We start from the raw sequence: 19,891 nt of genomic DNA, 5'->3' as shown, positions 1-19,891 counted from the left end.
AAGCCATTGGCTGTGACCATAGCGGACCTGGATGCGGCCCGACGGAACGGCCGCCCGAGCACGCACTAAAGCCTGAGAGCCCCGGTTCGCGAGGCCGGGGCCCATGGAGGGAACAGAGCGATGAACAAGCCGGAATTCCTCGGCGACGCGAAGGTGAAGTCGCCCTTCTCGGCCCGCTACGAGAACTTCATCGGCGGCCAGTGGGTCGCCCCCGCGGCCGGCCGCTACTTCGAGAACACCTCGCCGATCACCGGCAAGGTGATCTGCGAGGTCGCCCGCTCCGACGCGCAGGACGTCGAGAAGGCGCTGGACGCGGCCCACGCCGCGAAGGAGGCCTGGGGCCGCACGGCGCCGGCCGAGCGCGCCCGAATCCTCCTCAAGATGGCCGACCGGATGGAGGAGAACCTCGATCTGATCGCGCTGGCCGAGACCTGGGACAACGGCAAGCCGATCCGCGAGACGACCCACGCCGACATCCCGCTGGCGATCGACCATTTCCGCTACTTCGCCGGATGCGTGCGGGCGCAGGAAGGCTCGATCTCCGAGATCGACCACGACACGGTCGCCTACCATTTCCACGAGCCGCTGGGCGTCGTCGGCCAGATCATCCCGTGGAACTTCCCGATCCTGATGGCCGTCTGGAAGCTGGCGCCAGCGCTCGCCGCCGGCAACTGCGTGGTCCTGAAGCCCGCCGAGCAGACCCCGGCCTCCGTGCTGGTGCTGATGGAACTCGTCGGCGACCTGCTGCCCCCGGGCGTGCTCAACGTCATCAATGGCTTCGGCCTGGAGGCCGGCAAGCCGCTCGCCTCGTCGCCGCGGATCGCCAAGATCGCCTTCACGGGTGAGACGACCACCGGCCGCCTCATCATGCAGTACGCCTCACAGAACCTGATCCCGGTCACGCTGGAGCTCGGCGGCAAGTCGCCGAACATCTTCTTCGCCGACGTCGCCGATGCGGACGACGACTTCTTCGACAAGGCGCTCGAGGGCTTCACGATGTTCGCCCTGAACCAGGGCGAGGTCTGCACCTGCCCGAGCCGGGCGCTGGTCCACGAATCGATCTACGATCGCTTCATGGAGCGGGCGGTGAAGCGCGTCGAGGCGATCACGCAGGGCTCGCCGCTGGATCCGGCCACGATGATCGGCGCCCAGGCCTCGGGCGAGCAGATGGAGAAAATCCTCTCCTACATCGACATCGGCAAGCAGGAGGGCGCGCAGCTGCTCACCGGCGGCGAGCGCAACGTCAAGGACGGCGAGTTCGCCGAGGGCTTCTACGTGAAGCCCACCGTGTTCCGCGGCCACAACAAGATGCGCATCTTCCAAGAGGAAATCTTCGGGCCGGTCCTGTCGGTCACGACTTTCAAGGACGATGCCGAGGCGCTCTCGATCGCCAACGACACGCTCTACGGCCTCGGCGCCGGCATCTGGACCCGGGATGGGACCCGCGCCTACCGCTTCGGCCGGGCGATCCAGGCGGGACGCGTCTGGACGAACTGCTACCACGCCTATCCGGCCCATGCGGCCTTCGGCGGCTACAAGCAGTCCGGCATCGGCCGCGAGACCCACAAGATGATGCTCGATCACTACCAGCAGACCAAGAACATGCTGGTCAGCTACTCGGCCAAGAAGCTCGGCTTCTTCTGAGCTTCTGCCCGGGTTAAACCCCCGAGACAACTTAGCCCCGGCCTCGCGGCCGGGGCTTTTTCAACTCTCGCGTTCAGCGTTTCAGACAGGACGCGGCGATCTCCGCCGATTTGCGATCGTGGAGGGTGATCGTGCGATCAACCACGGGTTTCCTGACCTCCTCGCCCTGATTGGCCTCGGCCCGCTCGAGTTCCCATAGACGCGCCTTCACCGCCCCGTCGGCGTAGCAGGCACAGAATGCCGCCCGGTCCGGGATCGCGGCATCGGGCGGCGCCACCCATTCGGGGTGATTCAGGCAGGTTCGCAGCTCGGCCCCGCGCGCGGGTGCATCGACATCCTCGCGCGCGAGAGCGGGGACGCCTGAAAGCGCAACGAGCAGCAGGATGACGCGGCGGATCAATAGACGCCGTATCCGAGGCCTTCGAAGGGCGCGTTGCCGATGGAGCCGGGCGGCATGGGACCGGCATCGGCGCTCACGCTCGGCACGTCATCGGGTGGACCGTCCCAGCCGACGACGCCCATCGGATTGTCGGGCGTGACGTTCGGGTTTCCGGCGACGTGCCACGCGTGCTGGACGAACAATGGCTGTGTCCGGGGTTGAACCCGCAGCGTCAGCGCCTCGGCGCCGGCCGGGCTCGCCGCCGCGACGCTGATGAGGAGGGTGAGACAGGAAACGGCGACTCGTGGGGTCATGGTCTCGATCAGCCCGCAGGGCTCTCCGGGTCGCCCACCTGGGGCGTTCTCGTCGGGCAACGCGGCAGCGAGCCCTCCGGCATCAGCTTGGCTTTTCCGCTGACGCGAAAGTGGAAATCCCAGGCCGCGCACGCATATCAACATTCGAACCGGGGAGGACAGCATGAGCCTGGATACGACGATCGAAGCCACGACCGCGGAGCAGGTCGGCGCCGACGGCACGCCGCTGCGGGTCACCGCGACGCCGAAGGCGCTGGCGCTCATCGAGGAGCTTCGCGCCGAGTACGGCCCGGTGATGTTCCATCAATCGGGCGGCTGCTGCGACGGCTCCTCGCCGATGTGCTACCCGGTGGGCGATTTCTTGGTGGGTGACGGCGATGTTCATCTGGGGCAGGTCGGGAGCGCGGATTTCTACATCAGCCGGTCGCAGTTCGGGGTCTGGAAGCACACGCACCTGATCCTCGATGTCGTGCCGGGCCGCGGCGGCATGTTCTCGCTTGAGAACGGGCGCGAGAAGCGCTTCCACATCCGCTCGCGCCTATTCTCGGATGCCGAGAATCGTGCCCTCGAGGGCGCCTGCAAGCTGTAGGAGGCATCCTCACGATGGCGACAGTCCCGCTCTGGAGCGATGCCGAGGCCGAGGCGGATCCGCGGGTCCGTGCGGTCTTTGCCGATATCCGGGCCACCCGGAACTCCGACTTCATCAACAATTTCTGGCGCGGGCTCGCCAACGACCCCGCCCTGCTGGAACGGACCTGGACCGGCATCAAGACCGTGATGGGGCCCGGGACACTCGATCCGCTGACCAAGGAACTGGTCTACATCGCGGTGTCGATCGCGAATGGTTGCCCCTACTGCATCCATTCGCACACCGCGGCTGCGCGGGCGAAGGGCTTGACGCCCCAGCAGCATGGCGAATTCCTGGCGGTGGTCGGCACGGCGAACCAGACCAACGCGCTGGTGAACGGCATGCAGATCCCTGTCGATACCGCCTTCGAGGTGGGGGAAGGTCTATGAGCTCCGGTTCCGACACGCCGAAGGGTCGCTTGCGCGTGGTGCGCGAGAGCGCCCCGTTCCGCGGCAAGCAGGGTCACCTCTATCGTCCAGCCATCTCGGCCGAGGCGGTCGGCGCGAAGGGGTTGCACATGCAGCTCCTGGAGATCCCACCCGGCGAGCGCGCCCACGCCCACAAGCACGAGTCGCACGAGACCGCGATCTTCGTTCTGTCGGGCGTGTCGGGCTGCTACTGGGGCGAACGTTTGGAACACCACGCGATCGCTGGGGCGGGCGAGTTCGTCTACATCGCCGCGGATGTACCGCACCTGCCTTATAACCGCAGCCAGACGGAGCCGGTGACAGCCGTGATCAGCCGGACCGATCCGAACGAGCAGGAGAGCGTCGTGCTGCTACCGGAGCTCGAATCCGGCGTCGACTGGTCGAAGGCCGAGGGGTAGCGCCTCAGCGCTGCTCGATCCGCTCGTTGGCCAGCCGTTCGGCGCGGGCGCGCTCCTCCGCGGAGAGGCCCGCCAGCGTCTGATCCAGCCACGCATCGGACAGGCCCTGGCCCGCTGCGGCCAGATTCCAGGCCGCGGCTTCGACCGGGTTCTTGGCGACACCGCGCCCGACCGCGTAGAGCCGCGCGATGCGGTTCTGACCGATCGCGTTCCCCCGCGAGGCGGCGTGCAGGAAATAGCGGGCGGCCGAACGCTCGTCCTTGGTCACGCCGGTGCCGTTGAACAGCAGGATGGCGTATTCGATCTCGCTGGCCAGGTCGCCGTTGTCGGCGCCGCGCCGGAACAGGGACGCCGCCTTGCTGGCGTCCTTGGGGACGCCGCGGCCCTGCAGGTATAGCACGCCGAGGTCGTGCTGGGCCGGGCCGATCTCGGCATCTGCCGCCTTGCGGAACTGCGCGGCGGCGGCGGCCTCGTCCGACGGACTGCCGGTCCCAATCAGGATCAATCCGAGATTGTAGGCGGCCGTCGGCGAACCGTGCGCTGTGGCCTGTTCCAGCCAGCGGCGGCCGGCCTTCGGATCCTTCGGCATGCCGCGGCCATCGAGCGCCATCAGGCCGAGGGACGACATGGCGGCGGCATCGTTCTGGGCCGCGGCGAGGCGATACCACTCGGCGGCCTTCACCGGATCCTGCTTCACCCCCAGGCCCTGATTGTACAATTCGCCCAACAGCGTCATCGCGGCGGCATCCTTGGGATTCGCCTCGATGCGCTTGGTGGCCTCCCGGAAGGCCGTCACGTACTGCCCGCGCTGATAAGCGCCGTAAGCGAGATCCGCCGGCACGCCGCTGGACGGGGGGACGGCGCCGCGGGTGTAGTTCGGGGTATAGGGGCTCGGCAGCTCCGGCATCGGCTTCTTGGCGGGCACGGCGCTGGACGGTCCCGGCGCCACCGTGCCCTTCGACGGATCGCTCGGACCCGCTGCCCAAGCCGGCGACGCCAACAGCGCACCGACGAGGGCGAGGACCGGATGGATCGTCCGCCTCATCGCGCCGGTACCTGCGCGAGCGCGTGCTGCGCCTGCCCGACCGCGGCCGGGACGGGCAGCCAGAGCCCGCTCTCGAGTCCGATGAACTCCGCACCCGTCGCAGAGAGCGGACCGATCGCGTCGACATGCGTCGCCACGGCGATGCAGGGGGTCTCGAAGATCTCCGCCCACCACGTGACGCGGGACAGCACGATCTCGGCGTCGGGCGCCGCGCCGTCCGGGTAGAGGCCGCCGAACATCACATAATCGACGCCCGCCTCGCCGGCCTCCATGGCGGCATGCTTGGTCTCGGTGCCGCCGACGCCCAGGATGCGGCCGTCCCGCAGCCGATCCCGAAGGTCCTTCAGATCGCGGGGCTTGTCGACATGGACACCATCGGCGCCGCCCCGGATCGCCACCGCGGCGAGATCGCCGGTGAAGCCCGGGCAGGCCACCACGAGGGCCGCCCCGTGCTCCTGCGCCACCGGCGCGACCTGCTTCACCTGCGTGATCAGCCCGCGCTCGTCGGTGGCGGCCAGCCGCAGGATCACGGCCGCGACATCACCCGCACCGCAGGCGATCCGGAGGGCCGACACGAAACCCTCCGTGGCGGCCGCGTCGAGGCCGTGCGGCCCGAGCAGGGCGAGGCGCGTGGTGTGACTCATCGCGATGGCCTGAGCCCTCTCAGCGCGCGCCGATCTTCGGATCGAGCGCGCCGCTGGCGTAGCGCTTGGCCATCTCGGCCACCGAGATCGGCCGGATCGTCGAGCCCTTGCCGGCCGTGCCGAACTCCTCGAAGCGCTGCTTGCACAGCTTGGTCATCGCCTCCATGGCGGGCTTCAGGTACTTGCGCGGGTCGAACTCGGACGGGTTCTCGGTCAGAACCTTCCGGATCTGGCCGGTCATCGCCATGCGGTTGTCGGTGTCGATATTGATCTTGCGCACCCCGTGCTTGATTCCGCGCTGGATCTCCTCGACCGGGACGCCCCAGGTCGGCTTCATCTGACCGCCATACTGGTTGATGATGTCCTGAAGGTCCTGCGGGACCGAGGACGAGCCGTGCATCACGAGGTGGGTGGTCGGCAGGCGGCGATGGATCTCCTCGATCACGTTCATCGCGAGGACCTCGCCGTCCGGCTTGCGGGTAAACTTGTAGGCGCCGTGGCTGGTGCCCATCGCCACCGCCAACGCATCGACCCTGGTGGCTTCGACGAACTTCACCGCTTCGTCCGGATCGGTCAGGAGCTGATCGTGGCTGAGCGTGCCCTCGGCGCCGTGGCCGTCCTCGGCCTCGCCCTGGCCGCTCTCCAGCGAGCCGAGCACGCCCAGCTCACCCTCCACCGAGACGCCGGCCCAGTGGGCCATCTTCGTGACGTTGCGGGTGATCTCGACGTTGTAGGTGTAGTCGGCCGGGGTCTTGCCGTCGCCCTTGAGCGATCCGTCCATCATCACCGAGGTGAAGCCGTACTGGATCGCGGTGGCGCAGGTGGCTTCGTTGTTGCCGTGATCGAGATGCATGCAGACCGGGATGTGCGGGTAGATCTCGACGAGGCCGTCGATCAGCTTGGCCAGCACGATGTCGTTGGCGTAGGCGCGCGCGCCGCGGCTCGCCTGGAGGATCACCGGAGAATCGGTGGCGTCGGCGGCCGCCATGATGGCCAACCCCTGCTCCATGTTGTTCAGGTTGAACGCAGGCACGCCGTACTCGTGCTCGGCGGCGTGATCCAGGAGCTGTCGGAGGGTGATGCGTGCCATCGTGACTGTCTTCCTGTTTCGCGTTTGGTGGTCCGCCCGATCGCCGACGGCGATTTGAAGGTCTCGGCCAGCTTCTATAGCGCTATCCGGCTGAGTGCTTTGCTCGAAAGTGCTGATCGTCACGGAGCGGACCAACTGTCCAGCGGAAAATGTCAGGCGATCCTGGTATCAAGAGCTGCGACACGTTCCTCGACCTCGCTCACCCGCGCGTCGAAGTCACCGGCCGTAGCACGCATCATCACGAGCATACCCGCAGCGTTTCGCCGATCCTTGCGCATGCCGGCTTCGAGGCTGTCAAAGCGGGCGACGGTTTCGGGGCGGAACGCCGTCGTGTCCGACCGAAGCTGCGCACGGCTCGCCTAAATGCCCTTCAGGATCTCGATCGTCGCGTTCTCTACGTCCTCACGCATCGACTCGCCCCCGGTCGGTTGCGGGCGACAGTATAAATGGGGCTGGCGCGGCGCGGGAGGAGGGTACGGGCGCCGCGTTCACCCCTTGGCCCGCAGCGCCTCGACGCCCGGCAGGGCCTTGCCCTCCAGCCATTCGAGGAAGGCGCCGCCCGCGGTCGAGACGTAGGTGAAGTCCCCGGCGACCCCCGCATGGTTGAGGGCTGCGACCGTGTCGCCGCCGCCCGCCACCGAGACCAGCTGCCCGGCCTTCGTGCGCGCCGCCGCGTTCCGGGCGGCCGCGACTGTAGCGGCGTCGAAGGGGGCCAACTCGAAGGCGCCGAGCGGCCCGTTCCAGACCAGGGTCTTCGCCCCGTCGATGGCGGCGTTGATCTCCGCGACCGAGCGCGGGCCGGCATCGAGGATCATGCTGGTTTCCGGCACGGCATCCACCGGTACCGTCTCGTGCGGGGCCTGGGCCTTGAACTCCGTCGCCGCCACCGCGTCCACCGGCAGGACGATCCGGCAGCCGGCCTTCTCGGCGGCGGCCAGGATACGGGTGGCGGTCTCGGCGAGATTTTTCTCGCACAGCGACTTACCCACTGCCCTGCCTTGCGCGTGCAGGAAGGTGTTGGCCATGCCGCCGCCGATCACCAGAATGTCGACCTTGGCGACGAGGTTTTCGAGCAGGTCGATCTTGGACGACACCTTGGCGCCGCCGACCAGCGCGATCACCGGGCGCTGGGGCGCTTCAAGGCCCTTGGTCAGGGCGTCGAGTTCGGCCTGCATCTCGCGGCCGGCAAAGGCCGGCATGCGGTGCGCCAGCCCCTCCGTCGAGGCATGGGCGCGGTGGGCCGCGGAGAAGGCCTCGTTGACGTAGATGTCGCCGTTTGCCGCCAGGGCGTCGGCGAAGGCCGCCTCGTTCTTCTCCTCGCCGGCATGGAAGCGGGTGTTCTCAAGGAGCAGCACGTCGCCATCCTTGAGCGCCGCCACCGCCTTCGCGGCCTCCGCGCCGACGCAGTCGGGCGCGAAGGTGACCGCGCGCCCGAGGGCCTGTCCCAGCGCCGGCACAACCGGCTCCAGGGAGTCCTTCGGCTCGCGCTTGCCCTTCGGCCGGCCGAAATGCGCCAGCAGGATCACCTTCGCGCCCTGCGCGGCGACCTCGCGGATCGTCGGCACCACGCGCTCGATGCGAGTCGCGTCGGTGACGCGCCCGTTCTCCATCGGCACGTTGAGATCGACGCGCATCAGGACCCGCTTGCCCGTCAGGGAGCCGGCATCGTCAAGGGTGCGGAAGGCGCTCATGCGGTCCTGCGTCGGTCGGTGGATCACTGGGCGGTCGTGCCGATCGCGGCCTGCTGCGGCAGCAGCCGGACCAGGTTCAGCCGCTCGACCGCGATCATCAGCACGACGGTCAGGATGGCGGTGATCACGGCCGTCAGGACCAGCGCGCCGGTCCCCGGGAGCCGGCGTGTCCGCTCCGAAATCCCGCGCATCTCCGCGCGGAGAGCCGCGAGATCGGTCTGCCGCGCCGATTCATTCATCCGGCTGGTCGCGTTCTCGACCTTGTCCTCGACGCGTGACAGCAGTGCCTCGGATCGAGCATACTTGTCCTCGATCCGGGAACACTTGTCCTCGATCCGTGCGAGCTGGTCGAAGAGCTGGTTGGCCGGAAGGGCGTGGGACTGTGAAGCGGCGGCCGGCGGCGGCGCCGGAAGCGGGGTGGGTGGCACGGCTGTATTCGGTGCGGTCGACGGGGCCTGCGAAGCGTCGGTCATCCCTGGCGAGTTCCCGGTTCGTGGTGAGGCCGCCCGATCGGGCGAACGGCCGCCGTCCTGTCACGGGACGGCGGCCGTTCGCAAGCCGACTCAGAGGAGTTTCGCCATCGCCACGGCGGTATCGGCCATGCGGTTCGAGAAACCCCACTCGTTGTCGTACCAGGCGAGGATGCGCACGAAGGTGCCGTCCATGACCTTGGTCTGGTCGAGGTGGAAGGTCGACGAGTGCGGATCGTGGTTGAAGTCGATGGACACGTTCGGCTGATCGGTGACCCCGAGCACACCCTTCAGCGGCCCGGACGCCGCCGCCTTGATGGCGTCGTTGATCTCCTGGACCGAGGTCTGGCGCTTGGCCGTGAACACGAGGTCGACCGCCGAGACGTTCGGGGTCGGCACGCGGATCGAGGTCCCGTCGAGCTTGCCCTTCAGTTCCGGCAGCACCAGCCCCACGGCCTTGGCGGCACCGGTGGTGGTGGGGATCATCGACAGCGCCGCGGCGCGGGCGCGGTAGAGATCCTTGTGCATCTGGTCCAGCGACGGCTGGTCGTTGGTGTAGGAATGGATCGTCGTCATGAAGCCGCGCTCGATGCCCACGGCCTCGTTCAGCACCTGCGCCACCGGGGCGAGGCAGTTCGTGGTGCAGGAGGCGTTCGAGACCACGAGGTGCTCGCCGGTCAGCTTGTCGTGGTTGACGCCGTAGACCACCGTCAGGTCGGCGCCGTCGGCGGGCGCCGAGACGAGGACGCGCTTGGCGCCGGCATCGAGGTGGGCCTTGGCCTTGTCCTTCGACGTGAAGATGCCGGTGCATTCGAGCGCGATGTCGACGCCGAGATCGCGGTGCGGCAGCTCGGCCGGGTTGCGCACGGCGGTGACCTTGATGCGCTTGCCGTTCACCACCAGGAACTCGCCGTCGACTGCGACCGTGCCGGGGAAGCGGCCGTGCACGGAATCGAACCGGAGCAGGTGGGCGTTGGTCTCCACCGGGCCGAGATCGTTGATCGCCACGACCTCGATGTCGCTGCGGCCGGCTTCCGCGATTGCGCGCAGGACGTTGCGGCCGATGCGTCCGAACCCGTTGATGGCAACCTTCGTCACGGCGTCACTCCTTCCTGATGCGGCCCTCGACCGCGCGTCGACGCGCAGGGCGGGATTTGCGGCGGATCCCGACGTCCCGCCCCGAGTACCGCCCACCGCGCGTCGATCTCGGTCGCGCGGATCTGTGCGGGCGGGCTTGAACCGGCGATGAACCGGGTCCGGCGAGGCCGGGCTCCGCCGCCCGCGACCGCCAGAGCGCACGGTGCGGGCCGACGCCTCGGGGCTCTCGCGGACCGGCGATCCGGCCTGTCTGGCGCGTCCCCTTTCGAGAGCGCGCGGCTGTCTAGCATGGCGCCCCGACCTGTCAAACGCACTGCGGTGACAAAGACCTTCGATTCACCGACCAATAAACAGGGAACTTCGCATTCGATTTGGTGGCCAGCCCCATCCGGGCATCGGACGTTATTTTGCGCTGGAATTCCGCTTGCATTCGACGGAAAGCTTGAGGCCGGAACGGACGAAAGATCATGGCCGACGAGACCGAACCCAGCGTGATCGACGAGGCGCTTGCCCGGCTCGAGGCGGCCGTGAATCGCATGGATGCCGTCGTGCAGCACCGCCTGAAGACCGCCGCCCAGCCCGACGACCGCGACGCCGAATTGGCGTTGATGGACGAGGATCGCGCGCGGCTCGCCGCCGCCCTCGACGCGGCGAGCGCACGGCTTGCGGAGGTCACCGCCACGACCGGTGCGGTCGGCCACCGCCTCGATCGGGCGATCGAGACCGTCCAGGATGTTCTGGGGCGCGCCTGATCGGGCCTCACGTCCCTCGGAGCCTATCCCGGAGCCGCCTATGCCGCAGATCAACGTGACCATCGACGGCCGCAACTACCGCATGGCCTGCGGCGAGGGCGAGGAGGCGTACCTCACCGGGCTCGCCGCGGACCTCGACGGGCGCATCGGCGAGATGCGCAAGAGTTTCGGCGAGATCGGCGACATGCGCCTGCAGGTGATGGCGGCGCTGACGATTGCGGATGAACTGGCGGAGCTGCGCCGCCGCCTTGCCGGGCTCGAAGCGGACAACGCGACGTTGCGGGCCGCCGCCGAAACGGCCGAACGTGGCCGGGCGGTCGATGCGGAGCGGGCCGCCGCGGGCATCGGTCGGGCGGCCGAGCGGGTCGGCAGATTAGCGGATGCGCTCGGATCGCTCCCACAGCGCGGTTCGGCTTGAGGCTGCCGAACCGGCGCGCCGCCGAGACTGGCGGACGGCGACGGTTGGAGTCGGTGCCGTGTCGGCGGTCGGGGCCGCCTGTCAGCCGCGTGCGTCGCCGTCGACCTGCGCAGGACTCAGCCGTGTTCGGCGATGTAGCGCCCCAGCGCAACCGCGGCCCGCAGCATGTGCGCGCGCATCCGCCGGGCGGCGGTCTCGCCGTCGCCCTCGGCGATCGCCGTCAGGATATCGCCGTGCTCGTCGTGCGAGCAGCGAATCCGGTCGGCGTGGCGCAGCTGCGTCCGGCGGAAGGCGGCGAGGCGTTCCCGGATCGCCAGCGCCTGCTCGGCCATGTAGCCGTTGTGGGTCGCCGTGTAGAGCGCCTCGTGGAAGGCGCGGTTGAAGCGATCGTAGGCGTCGAGGTCGCCGTCCCGGACCGCGTTCGCGGAATCGGCGTGAAGCTCCATCAGCTGGCCCCGTTCGAGGGGAGTCATCCGATAGGTCGCAAGACGCGCACACATCGCCTCGATCTCGGCGGTGGTCTCGAACATGTCGGCGATGCGCTGCGGCGTCAGCCGCGCGACGACGACACCCCTGCGCGGCCGAATCTCTACGAGTCCCGATGCCGCGAGCTGCCGCAGGGCCTCCCGGACAGGCGTGCGCGAGGCGCCGTAGCGCTGCGCGAGATTTTGCTCGTCGAGCGCCGTGCCGGCCGCGATCGAGCCGGACGCGATGGCATCGGTGAGCGCGTCGCGGATCCGGTCCGAGAGCAGTCCCGTGTCGATCTTCTGAAAGTCGCCGTGCATCGAACGTTCCTAAACCAATTCGCGCGCTGCGGCTTCAGTTCTATGGGGCAAACGAAGCAGTCCTCCTTCCTCATCCACTGCGTTGCGCGCTCCGGCACAGCGCGGTGCCGATCAGCCGACCAGCGCTCGCACCGCAAGGAACAGGATCGACGGCCCGACAAGACAACCGATGCCGGTGTGGAAGGTCGCCGTCAGGGCCCCGTAGGGCACCAGTTTGGGGTCGGTCGCGGCGAGCCCCCCGGCCACGCCGCTCACCGTCCCCATCAGCCCGCCGTAGGCCATCGCCGAGCGCGGATTGTCGAGTCCGATCAGCCGGGCCACCAGCGGCGTGCCGACCATCACCATGACGGCTTTGGTCACGCCGGTCGCGATCGAGAGCGCCATGACCGTCGAATCCGCGCCGATCGCCGCGCCGGTCACAGGGCCCACGATGTAGGTGATCGCGCCTGCGCCGATCGTCGTGATCGAGACCGCATCGTGATATCCGAAGGCGACCGCCGTCAGGGTGCCGACGATGAAGGGCAGGATCGTCCCGAGGGCGAGGGCGAGCACGCCGAGCAACCCGGCGCGCCGGGCCTCGACCACGTCCACCTCGAAGGCGGTGGCCACGATGGCGAAGTCCCGCAGCATTGCCCCACCCATCAGGCCGATGCCGGCCAGCGCGGGTATGTCGGCGAGCCCCTTCTTCCCGCCGGTATGGAGGCCGCCGACATAAGCCAGCACGAGGCCCAGCACGATCGCGATGGCGGACCCGTGGACCCGCCCGTTGGTGAGGTGCTTGGCGGCGTAATTCGAGACGAGGATCAGCGCCCCGATCACCGCGAACGCGGCGACGAGGCTCTGCTCGACGAAGACATGCTCGATGCCGTGCCAGATCGTGTGGTCCATGGCGCTCATTCCTTCCCGGCCAGGGAGGCCGCGGGCCGGCCGACCGCGACCGGTTCCGCGTCGCCCTCGATCACCGATCCGCCATGCTCGACCGCGGCGCTGCCGGGATCCTGGCGCCCGATCCGACTGAGCAGGGCCACTGCGCCGAAGCACAGGACCAGCGATCCCGTCGCGGCGATCAGCACGATCGGGCCGCCGCTCATCGCGGCGACCACGTTCTGCTGGGCGGCCATGGCGACCACGATCGGGATATACATGCCGGCCCAGAACTCCACGCCGAACTGGACGCCCTTGGTCAGCCGGCCCCGGCGGGACAGCCAGAGCCGCGCCGCGATGAGCAGGATCATCGCAATGCCGACGCCGCCGACATTGGCCTTCACGCCGAGCAGCACGCCCAGGAGGTCGCCGAGATAGACACCGATCAGCGTACAGCCGGCGAGGAGCGCGACACCCAGGACGATCATCGGATTCGTCCCCGTGCCTCTGTCGGCATGCGGGCGCACAACGGCGCCGGTCTCGACGCGCTCAGCATGGAACGTCTCCTCTTGATTGTGCCCTGTCGGCCTTTGCAGCGAGTATGCAGGATGTTGACAGTCTGGCAATCCCGTATACGAAACCGTGATCAGATCCGGTTTGAAAATACCGAGCGGCGCGCTACTTGTTGGTTGGCATACGAGATGGGAGCGCGCGGATGACCGAGTGGCGCGGCGAGAGGCAGGCGCGCGATGCCCGCATAGCGGCAGGTCGCACCTTTGCCGAGGGCAAGGTCGTGCCGGCCGGCGCCGTCGTCGATCTGCTCGAAGTGATCCTCCGACCGGGGGATCGCGTCTGCCTCGAAGGCGACAACCAGAAGCAGGCAGACTGCTTGGCCCGGGGCCTCAGCGCCTGCGATCCCGCCAAGATCCACGATCTCCACATGGTCCAATCCGGCATCGTCTTGCCGGAACACCTCGACGTGTTCGAGACCGGCATCGCCAAGAGGCTCGACTATTCCTATTCCGGTCCCCAGGGCGCCCGCATCGCCAAGATGCTGTACGGCGGGCAGATCGAACTCGGGGCAGTCCATACCTACCTCGAATTGTTCGCCCGTTACTTCATCGACCTGACACCCAACGTGGCGCTGATTGCAGGTGTCTCGGCCGACCGGAACGGCAATCTCTACACGGGTCCCAACACCGAGGACACGCCCACAGTTGTGGAGGCGACCGCCTTCAAGAACGGCGTCGTGGTCGCGCAGGTGAACCAGATCGTCGACAGGGTGCCCCGGGTCGATATCCCGGGCGACCGCGTGGATTTCGTGGTCGAGGCCGACAAGCCGTTCTACGTGGAACCGCTGTTCACCCGCGACCCGGCGGCGATGACGGAGACGCAGATCCTGATCGCCATGATGGCCATCAAGGGGATCTATGCGGAATACGGCATCCGCCGCCTCAATCATGGGATCGGCTTCGGCACGGCGGCGATCGAGCTGCTGCTGCCGACTTATGGCGAGAAGCTCGGATTGAAGGGAAAGATCGCCACCCATTGGGCGCTCAACCCGCACCCCACGCTGATCCCGGCGATCGAGTCGGGCTGGGTGAAGCAGGTCCATTGTTTCGGCTCCGAAGTCGGCATGGACCGCTACATCCGCGAGCGCCCAGACATCTTCTTCACCGGCGCGGACGGAAGCCTGCGCTCGAACCGGGCATTCTGCCAGACGGCCGGACTTTACGCCTGCGACATGTTCATTGGCGCGACGCTCCAGATCGACCTGATGGGCCATTCCTCGACGGTCACGCAGTCGCGGGTCGCCGGCTTCGGCGGGGCGCCCAACATGGGCTCCGATCCGCATGGCCGCCGCCATCCGTCCGATGCCTGGATGAAGGCGGGACGCGAGGGGCAGATCGTGGGCGATCCGGCGCTGATGCGCGGGCGCAAGCTTGTCGTGCAGCTGGTCGAGACGTTTGGCGACAAACTGGTGCCGACTTTCGTTGAGAAGCTCGACGCCCTGGAACTCGCCAGAAAGATCGGGCTCGAACTGGCGCCGGTCATGATCTACGCCGACGACGTCACCCACATCGTCAGTGAGGAGGGCATCGCCAATCTCCTGCTCTGCCGGGATGCCGATGAGCGCGAGCAGGCGATTCGGGGCGTGGCCGGCTACACCGAGGTGGGCCGCGGCCGCGACCGGGCGAAGGTCGAGGAACTGCGTGCCCGGGGCATCATCCGCCGGCCGGAGGATCTCGGCATCGAGCCGCTTGACGCCGACCGGGCGTTGCTGGCCGCGAAGTCGATCAAGGACTTGGTGCACTGGTCCGGCGGACTGTACGAGCCACCGGCGAAGTTCCGGAACTGGTGATGGGGCGTGCGATGCACAGGCCTACGCCAATCAATGCCCTCATCCCGAGGTGACCGCGCCAGCGGGCCTCGAACGCGGGCTCCCGGGATCGCAGTGGCCTCTGGAGGGCGCTTCGAGGCCTCCGCGACGCTTCAACACCTCAGGATGAGGTTTTCGGTCTGGATCGAGGATCCACTTTCACGGAACCGGCCATGGAATCCCTGACCTTCCGCCACACCACGCACAAGCCGCTGCCCGGCTCGGTGCCGAACGCGATCATCGGGGTGGTCGCCTCCGGCAATCTGGAGATCCTGCTGGAACGCGTCCTGCCGCCGGATGCCTGCGAGATCGCCATCGAGACGCCGATCGCCGGCTACGGCGACGTCTGGGAGGCGGTGGTGGCCGATTTCGTGGCCCGGGCGCAGCCCGGCGGCATCCGGATCAGCATCAACGACGGTGGTGCCCGCCCCGATACCGTGTCGCTGCGCCTGCTCCAGGGCGCCCGGCTGATGGAGGCCTGACCATGGCTGGCGACCGCGCCGCGAGCATCGATCCGGACGCCCTGAGCTGGTACGAGGCGACCGCCCGCCAGCGCGTGGCGGCGCTGGCCGATCCGGGCAGCTTTCAGGAATTCTTGCCGCCGACCGAGCGGCGGATGAGCCCGCACCTGCCGCTGTTCGACCTGCCGCGCGCCTTCGACGACGGCATCGTGGTCGGCCGCGCGACCCTCGACGGAGGCCCCGTCCTGATCGCCGCCCAGGAGGGCCGCTTCATGGGCGGAGCCTTCGGCGAGATCCACGGGGGCAAGCTGGTCGGCCTGCTGCGCGCCGCCCTCGACCTGAAGCCGAAGGCGGTGCTGATCCTGTTCGATACCGGCGGCGTGCGCCTGCAGGAGGCCAATGCCGGCGAGACCGCCATCGCCGAGACCATGCGGGCGATCGTGGAGGTCCGCGCGGCCGGCATCCCGGTGATCGGGCTGATCGGCGGGCGGGCCGGCTGCTACGGCGGCGGCGGCCTGATCGCCGGCACCTGCTCGCGTCTCGCCGTCTCGGAGAGCGGCCGCATCTCGGTTTCCGGGCCGGAGGTGATCGAGACCAACAAGGGGGCGGAGGAATTCGATTCCCGCGACCGGGCGCTCGTCTGGCGGACGATGGGCGGCAAGCACCGCCGGCTTACCGGCGGGGCCGACGCGTTCTGCGCGGATACGGTCTTTGCCTTCCGGCGGGCCGCCCTGGGGCTGATCGGCCGGGCCCCAGCCTTCGACCTCGCCACCCTGGAGGCCGAGCAGGCGCGGCTCGAAGACCGGATCGCCCGCTTCGGCGATTGCCGCGATGCCACGGATGTCTGGCGGCGTCTCGGTGTCAACGACCCGGAGACGGTGCCGGCGATGGATACGGACGCCTTCGAGGCGACCGTGGCCCGGGTCAGGGAGGCAGACCATGACGCTCGCTGAGATCCTCGCCTCGCTGTTTCCGAACGGGCACGACGTCACGGTCGAGGACGGGCTGGTGAGCGGCACCGGGCCGTTCGCGGACGGCCGGATCACCGTCGTCGGCATCGATGGCGATACGCCGCTTGGGGTCGACGGGGCACTTCGACTGTCGCGCATTGTCCTCGATGCGATCCGTAAGGGCGATCGGAGCCCGATCCTGGTGGCGGTCGATTCGGACAGCCAGCGCATGAGCCGGCGGGACGAGCTGCTGGGGCTGAACGAATGCCTCGCCCATCTCGCCAAGGCGTTGCTTCTGGCGGATCGGTCGGGCCATCCGACGATCGGGCTGATCTACGGCCACTCGGCCGCGGGCGCCTTCATCGCGACGGCGCTGGCCACGCGGGTGCTGGCGGCTCTGCCGGGAGCCAACCCGAGCGTGATGGATCTGCCCTCGGTCGCCCGGGTGACCAAGCTGCCCCTCGACAAGCTCGAGCAGATGGCGAAATCGACACCGGTCTTCGCCCCGGGCCTCGACAACATGGTGGCGACCGGCGCCGTGCACGTCGTCCTCGATCCGGGCAAACCTCTGGGTGATCAGATCCGCGACCTCATCACCGGGATGGAGCCCGGTGATGTCCGCGACCGCCTGGGCGCGGAGCGCGGTGGCCGCCCGGTGGCGCGTGCCGTCGCCGCGGCGGTGATCGATCAGGCCCGGCGCGGCTGAGGCCGGCCTTGTCCGGGACCTTTGGGCGCCACGATCTCGTGCGGGTCGATCCGTCAGCCTGGGCGGCATGGCTGAAGACCCGGCCGGATCTCACGGGCCTCCGGCAACTCGACGGATGGGCTGACGCTGGACGTCCGCTGATCGTGCGGCGGCGCGTGCCGGGGGAAGCCGGCACAGCAATCCCCCTCGGCCTGCCGATGCCGCCCGCGGACGGCAAGCGGCGGATCGGTCTCGCCCTGCCGGCCGCCGCGTTGACGCCGATGGCCCCTCCCGATCTGTCAGCGACCCGCGAGTACGCCCCGGCAGCCTGGCACGCGACCATCGCCGCGCTCCTCGCGCTCGGACGCGGTCACGGCCTCGCGCCACGGCCCTTCGGCAGCGTGCTCTGGCAGGCCGTCACCGGCCTCACCTATCTCGGCCCGACCTCGGATCTCGACCTGCTCTGGCCCTGCCCGGAGCCGGTTTCGACAGGGCTGCTCGATGGGCTCGACGCGATCGCACGCGAGGCCCCGATGCGCATCGACGGGGAGATCCTGCTTCCGGACGGGACCGGCCTCCACTGGCGTGAGCTGCGCGACGCGCCGAAGGGCGGGTCGATCCTGGCCAAGGGCCTCGATGGCGTCACGCTCAGAGCAGTTGCCGGTTTGCGCGGATCGAGGAATGCATGACGCTGGCGCTCCTTCTCTCCGGTCAGGGCGGCCAGAATCCGGGGATGTTCGACCTGACGGCCGACCACCCCGCGGCGCAGGCGATCTTCGCCGCGGCCAAACCGCTGCTCGGTGACGTCGACCCCCGCGAGGTCGCGCGTAGGGGGGGCGACGCCCTGCACGAAAACCGAACCGGCCAGATCCTGTGCTGCGTCGCCGCGCTCGCCGGCTGGCAGGCGTTGGGGGCCGCCCCCGTGGAACGCACGATCGTGGCAGGCTACAGCATCGGCGATCTCGCGGCCTGGGGCGTCGCCGGACGTCTCGAGCCGACGGACGTGCTGAGACTCGCCGCGCGACGGGCGGAGGCCATGGACGCCGCCTCGGGCACCGGGTTCGCGCTGGCGGGCATTCGGGGCCTCGGACTCGACGCCCTCGACGCTCTTGCCACCGCGCACGGATGCCATCTCGCCATCCGCAACGCCGCCGATAGCGGCGTCGTAGGGGGCGCGCGCGATGCGCTGGAGGCGCTGTGCCGCGCGGCGCACGCGCGCGGGGCGCAGCGCGCAGCAATCCTTCCGGTGCACACTCCGTCGCATACGCCGCGACTGCGGGACGCCGCGGAGGCGTTCCGGGAGGCCCTGCGCCGGACGCCAGTGCGCCGCCCAGCGCTGGGCGCGCCGCGCCTGGTGAGCGGGCTCGACGGCGCGGTCGTGTTTCGAAACGATCACGGGTTGGACAAACTGGCGACGCAGATCGCGCAGTGCATCGATTGGGCCGCCTGCCTAGAGGCCTGTCGCGAGTACGGGGCCGACCGCGTGCTGGAGCTCGGCCCCGGGCATGCCCTCGCCACCATGGCCCGGTCGACATTGCCGGACGCCAGGGTTCACGCGCTGGAGGAGTTCCGGACGATCACGGGCGTGCAAGACTGGCTGGAGCATCCATAGACACGCGTCGTCGCTCCGCGATTGCATGTGCGCTCCCTGCTGGAAACTGCAATCCCGACGTCTTCGCGGGCAGGGCCCAGTATCGCCCGGGAAAGCTCGCCTTGACGTCCGGGGCACCCGAGTCGTAGCAGCCGGGCATCTGTTGGGACGGGACGGGCTATGACGGGCAAGCGCGCGCTGATCACGGGGGTGACGGGCCAGGACGGGGCGTACCTGGCGCAGCTCCTGCTGCAGAAGGGCTACGCGGTGACCGGCATCGTGCGCCGCTCCAGCCACGCCGGCGTGTTCGACCACCGGCTGAAGTGGCTGGGCATCCTCGACGCGGTCGAGCTGGTCGACGGCAACCTGCTGGATCTCTCGGCCCTGCTGCGGATCGTCCAGGCGGCCAAGCCCGACGAGATCTACAACCTCGCCGCCCAGTCGTTCGTGAACTCGTCCTGGCAGCAGCCGCTGCTCACCGGGCAGGTCACGGGGCTGGGCGCCGCGCACATGCTGGAATGCCTGCGCACGGTCGCGCCGCAGGCGCGCTACTACCAGGCCTCGACCTCGGAGATGTTCGGGCTGATCCAGGAGGCGCGCCAGAGCGAGACGACGCCGTTCTACCCGCGCTCGCCCTACGGCGTGGCCAAGCTGTACGCCCACTGGATGACGATCAACTACCGGGAGAGCTTCGGGCTGCACGCCTCGAACGGGATCCTGTTCAACCACGAGAGCCCGCTGCGCGGCGTGGAGTTCGTGACCCGCAAGGTCACGGACGCGGTGGCGCGGATCAAGCTGGGCCGGCAGAAGGACTTGCGGCTGGGCAACATCGACGCCAAGCGCGACTGGGGCCATGCCCGGGACTACGTGCAGGCGATGTGGCTGATGCTGCAGCAGGACCGGCCGGACGACTACGTGATCGCCACCGGGCGGACCACGACGGTGCGGGACATGTGCGCGATCGCGTTCCGGCATGTCGGGCTGGCCATCGACGATCACCTCGTGATCGATCCGGACCTGTTCCGTCCGGCGGAGGTCGAGGTTCTGCTGGGCAACCCGGCCAAGGCGAAGGCGACGTTCGGCTGGGAGGCGCAGACCAGCCTGGAGGCGCTGATCACCGAGATGGTCGACGCCGACATCAAGCGCCTCTCCGCAAACGCCTGAGCGCGCCTCGCC

The 19,891-nt window shown here is 68.8% G+C and carries 24 protein-coding genes; 13 read left to right on the top strand and 11 right to left on the bottom strand.

Annotated elements, in window-relative coordinates:
* The first annotated feature begins 120 nt into the window (after positions 1–120).
* Positions 121–1,644 (top strand): aldehyde dehydrogenase, encoded by a 1,524-nt coding sequence (gene adh / locus MKK75_RS15755; RefSeq protein ID WP_244043497.1) that lies wholly within the window; start codon positions 121–123, stop codon positions 1,642–1,644.
* A gap of 73 nt (positions 1,645–1,717) precedes the next feature.
* Here adh and MKK75_RS15750 read toward each other — a convergent pair whose 3' ends face one another.
* Together MKK75_RS15750 and MKK75_RS15745 are read right to left on the bottom strand one after the other, a co-directional pair.
* Complete coding sequence (locus tag MKK75_RS15750; protein WP_244043496.1) at positions 1,718–2,044, bottom strand: hypothetical protein; 327 nt, start codon at positions 2,042–2,044, stop codon at positions 1,718–1,720.
* Positions 2,041–2,337: a hypothetical protein gene (locus MKK75_RS15745; protein WP_244043495.1), complete on the bottom strand. Its 297-nt coding sequence runs from the start codon at positions 2,335–2,337 to the stop codon at positions 2,041–2,043. Before MKK75_RS15745 ends, MKK75_RS15750 begins: the two co-directional genes overlap by 4 nt.
* 163 nt (positions 2,338–2,500) lie before the next feature.
* Between MKK75_RS15745 and MKK75_RS15740 the strand changes: the two genes are divergently transcribed.
* From MKK75_RS15740 to MKK75_RS15730, 3 genes are read left to right on the top strand one after another with little or no spacing between them, the layout of a single operon-like run.
* Entirely contained in the window at positions 2,501–2,926 is a 426-nt protein-coding gene (locus MKK75_RS15740; protein WP_244043494.1) for a DUF779 domain-containing protein, read from the top strand.
* 14 nt (positions 2,927–2,940) lie between these two features.
* The gene (locus MKK75_RS15735) at positions 2,941–3,354 is read left to right on the top strand and encodes a carboxymuconolactone decarboxylase family protein (protein WP_244043493.1); all 414 of its coding nucleotides are present in this window, start codon (positions 2,941–2,943) and stop codon (positions 3,352–3,354) included.
* Complete coding sequence (locus MKK75_RS15730; RefSeq protein ID WP_244043492.1) at positions 3,351–3,791, top strand: cupin domain-containing protein; 441 nt, start codon at positions 3,351–3,353, stop codon at positions 3,789–3,791. The genes MKK75_RS15735 and MKK75_RS15730 overlap by 4 nt, the downstream gene beginning before the upstream one ends.
* Before the next feature lie 4 nt (positions 3,792–3,795).
* Here MKK75_RS15730 and MKK75_RS15725 read toward each other — a convergent pair whose 3' ends face one another.
* The 6 genes from MKK75_RS15725 to gap form a co-directional block, all read right to left on the bottom strand.
* Positions 3,796–4,836: a tetratricopeptide repeat protein gene (locus MKK75_RS15725; RefSeq protein WP_244043491.1), complete on the bottom strand. Its 1,041-nt coding sequence runs from the start codon at positions 4,834–4,836 to the stop codon at positions 3,796–3,798.
* The gene (locus MKK75_RS15720) at positions 4,833–5,480 is read right to left on the bottom strand and encodes a thiamine phosphate synthase (RefSeq protein WP_244043490.1); all 648 of its coding nucleotides are present in this window, start codon (positions 5,478–5,480) and stop codon (positions 4,833–4,835) included. The genes MKK75_RS15725 and MKK75_RS15720 overlap by 4 nt, the downstream gene beginning before the upstream one ends.
* Positions 5,481–5,499: 19 nt before the next feature.
* Positions 5,500–6,570 (bottom strand): class II fructose-bisphosphate aldolase, encoded by a 1,071-nt coding sequence (gene fba, locus MKK75_RS15715; protein ID WP_244043489.1) that lies wholly within the window; start codon positions 6,568–6,570, stop codon positions 5,500–5,502.
* A gap of 488 nt (positions 6,571–7,058) precedes the next feature.
* Positions 7,059–8,261, bottom strand: coding sequence for a phosphoglycerate kinase (locus MKK75_RS15710; protein WP_244043488.1), 1,203 nt, complete (start codon positions 8,259–8,261; stop codon positions 7,059–7,061).
* A 23-nt stretch (positions 8,262–8,284) separates the two neighbouring features.
* A complete protein-coding gene (locus tag MKK75_RS15705) occupies positions 8,285–8,734 on the bottom strand; it encodes a hypothetical protein (protein ID WP_244043487.1) in 450 nt (149 codons plus the stop codon).
* 90 nt (positions 8,735–8,824) lie between these two features.
* Positions 8,825–9,829 carry a type I glyceraldehyde-3-phosphate dehydrogenase gene (gene gap, locus MKK75_RS15700; protein WP_244043486.1) on the bottom strand — a complete coding sequence of 335 codons (1,005 nt, stop codon included), beginning with the start codon at positions 9,827–9,829 and terminating at the stop codon, positions 8,825–8,827.
* Positions 9,830–10,296: 467 nt separating this feature from the next.
* Here gap and MKK75_RS15695 point away from each other — a divergent pair, with 467 nt between their 5' ends.
* Together MKK75_RS15695 and MKK75_RS15690 are read left to right on the top strand one after the other, a co-directional pair.
* Positions 10,297–10,581 (top strand): DUF4164 family protein, encoded by a 285-nt coding sequence (locus MKK75_RS15695; protein WP_244043485.1) that lies wholly within the window; start codon positions 10,297–10,299, stop codon positions 10,579–10,581.
* A gap of 40 nt (positions 10,582–10,621) precedes the next feature.
* Entirely contained in the window at positions 10,622–10,999 is a 378-nt protein-coding gene (locus MKK75_RS15690) for a cell division protein ZapA (protein WP_244043484.1), read from the top strand.
* A gap of 116 nt (positions 11,000–11,115) precedes the next feature.
* Here the strand turns inward: MKK75_RS15690 and MKK75_RS15685 are convergent, their stop codons facing one another.
* From MKK75_RS15685 to madL, 3 genes are all read right to left on the bottom strand, one after another.
* Positions 11,116–11,784: a GntR family transcriptional regulator gene (locus MKK75_RS15685; protein WP_244043483.1), complete on the bottom strand. Its 669-nt coding sequence runs from the start codon at positions 11,782–11,784 to the stop codon at positions 11,116–11,118.
* A 111-nt stretch (positions 11,785–11,895) separates the two neighbouring features.
* Positions 11,896–12,660 carry a malonate transporter subunit MadM gene (gene madM / locus MKK75_RS15680; RefSeq protein WP_244043685.1) on the bottom strand — a complete coding sequence of 255 codons (765 nt, stop codon included), beginning with the start codon at positions 12,658–12,660 and terminating at the stop codon, positions 11,896–11,898.
* A 17-nt stretch (positions 12,661–12,677) separates the two neighbouring features.
* Positions 12,678–13,136 (bottom strand): malonate transporter subunit MadL, encoded by a 459-nt coding sequence (madL, locus tag MKK75_RS15675; RefSeq protein ID WP_244043482.1) that lies wholly within the window; start codon positions 13,134–13,136, stop codon positions 12,678–12,680.
* Between the two features lie 227 nt (positions 13,137–13,363).
* On the opposite strand from madL, the gene mdcA reads away from it, so the two are divergent.
* The 7 genes from mdcA (at position 13,364) to gmd (ending at position 19,879) form a co-directional block, all read left to right on the top strand.
* Positions 13,364–15,010, top strand: a complete 1,647-nt coding sequence (gene mdcA / locus MKK75_RS15670) for a malonate decarboxylase subunit alpha (RefSeq protein WP_244043481.1) — start codon at positions 13,364–13,366, stop codon at positions 15,008–15,010.
* 191 nt (positions 15,011–15,201) lie between these two features.
* Positions 15,202–15,510 carry a malonate decarboxylase acyl carrier protein gene (gene mdcC / locus MKK75_RS15665; RefSeq protein ID WP_244043480.1) on the top strand — a complete coding sequence of 103 codons (309 nt, stop codon included), beginning with the start codon at positions 15,202–15,204 and terminating at the stop codon, positions 15,508–15,510.
* Positions 15,511–15,512: 2 nt separating this feature from the next.
* Positions 15,513–16,442 (top strand): biotin-independent malonate decarboxylase subunit beta, encoded by a 930-nt coding sequence (locus MKK75_RS15660; protein WP_244043479.1) that lies wholly within the window; start codon positions 15,513–15,515, stop codon positions 16,440–16,442.
* Positions 16,429–17,145 (top strand): biotin-independent malonate decarboxylase subunit gamma, encoded by a 717-nt coding sequence (mdcE, locus tag MKK75_RS15655; protein ID WP_244043478.1) that lies wholly within the window; start codon positions 16,429–16,431, stop codon positions 17,143–17,145. Before MKK75_RS15660 ends, mdcE begins: the two co-directional genes overlap by 14 nt.
* Positions 17,146–17,153: 8 nt before the next feature.
* Complete coding sequence (gene mdcG / locus MKK75_RS15650; protein WP_244043477.1) at positions 17,154–17,813, top strand: malonate decarboxylase holo-[acyl-carrier-protein] synthase; 660 nt, start codon at positions 17,154–17,156, stop codon at positions 17,811–17,813.
* On the top strand, positions 17,810–18,736 hold the full coding sequence (locus tag MKK75_RS15645) for an acyltransferase domain-containing protein (protein WP_244043476.1): 927 nt from the start codon (positions 17,810–17,812) through the stop codon (positions 18,734–18,736). The genes mdcG and MKK75_RS15645 overlap by 4 nt, the downstream gene beginning before the upstream one ends.
* 159 nt (positions 18,737–18,895) lie before the next feature.
* Positions 18,896–19,879: a GDP-mannose 4,6-dehydratase gene (gmd, locus tag MKK75_RS15640; protein ID WP_244043475.1), complete on the top strand. Its 984-nt coding sequence runs from the start codon at positions 18,896–18,898 to the stop codon at positions 19,877–19,879.
* Positions 19,880–19,891: the final 12 nt, after the last annotated feature.

This window comes from Methylobacterium sp. J-030 (assembly GCF_022829545.1).
In the GTDB taxonomy this organism is placed as follows: Bacteria; Pseudomonadota; Alphaproteobacteria; order Rhizobiales; family Beijerinckiaceae; genus Methylobacterium.
The sequence above is the reverse complement of the archived record's forward strand: the minus strand, read 5'-3'. Positions and strand labels throughout refer to the sequence as shown.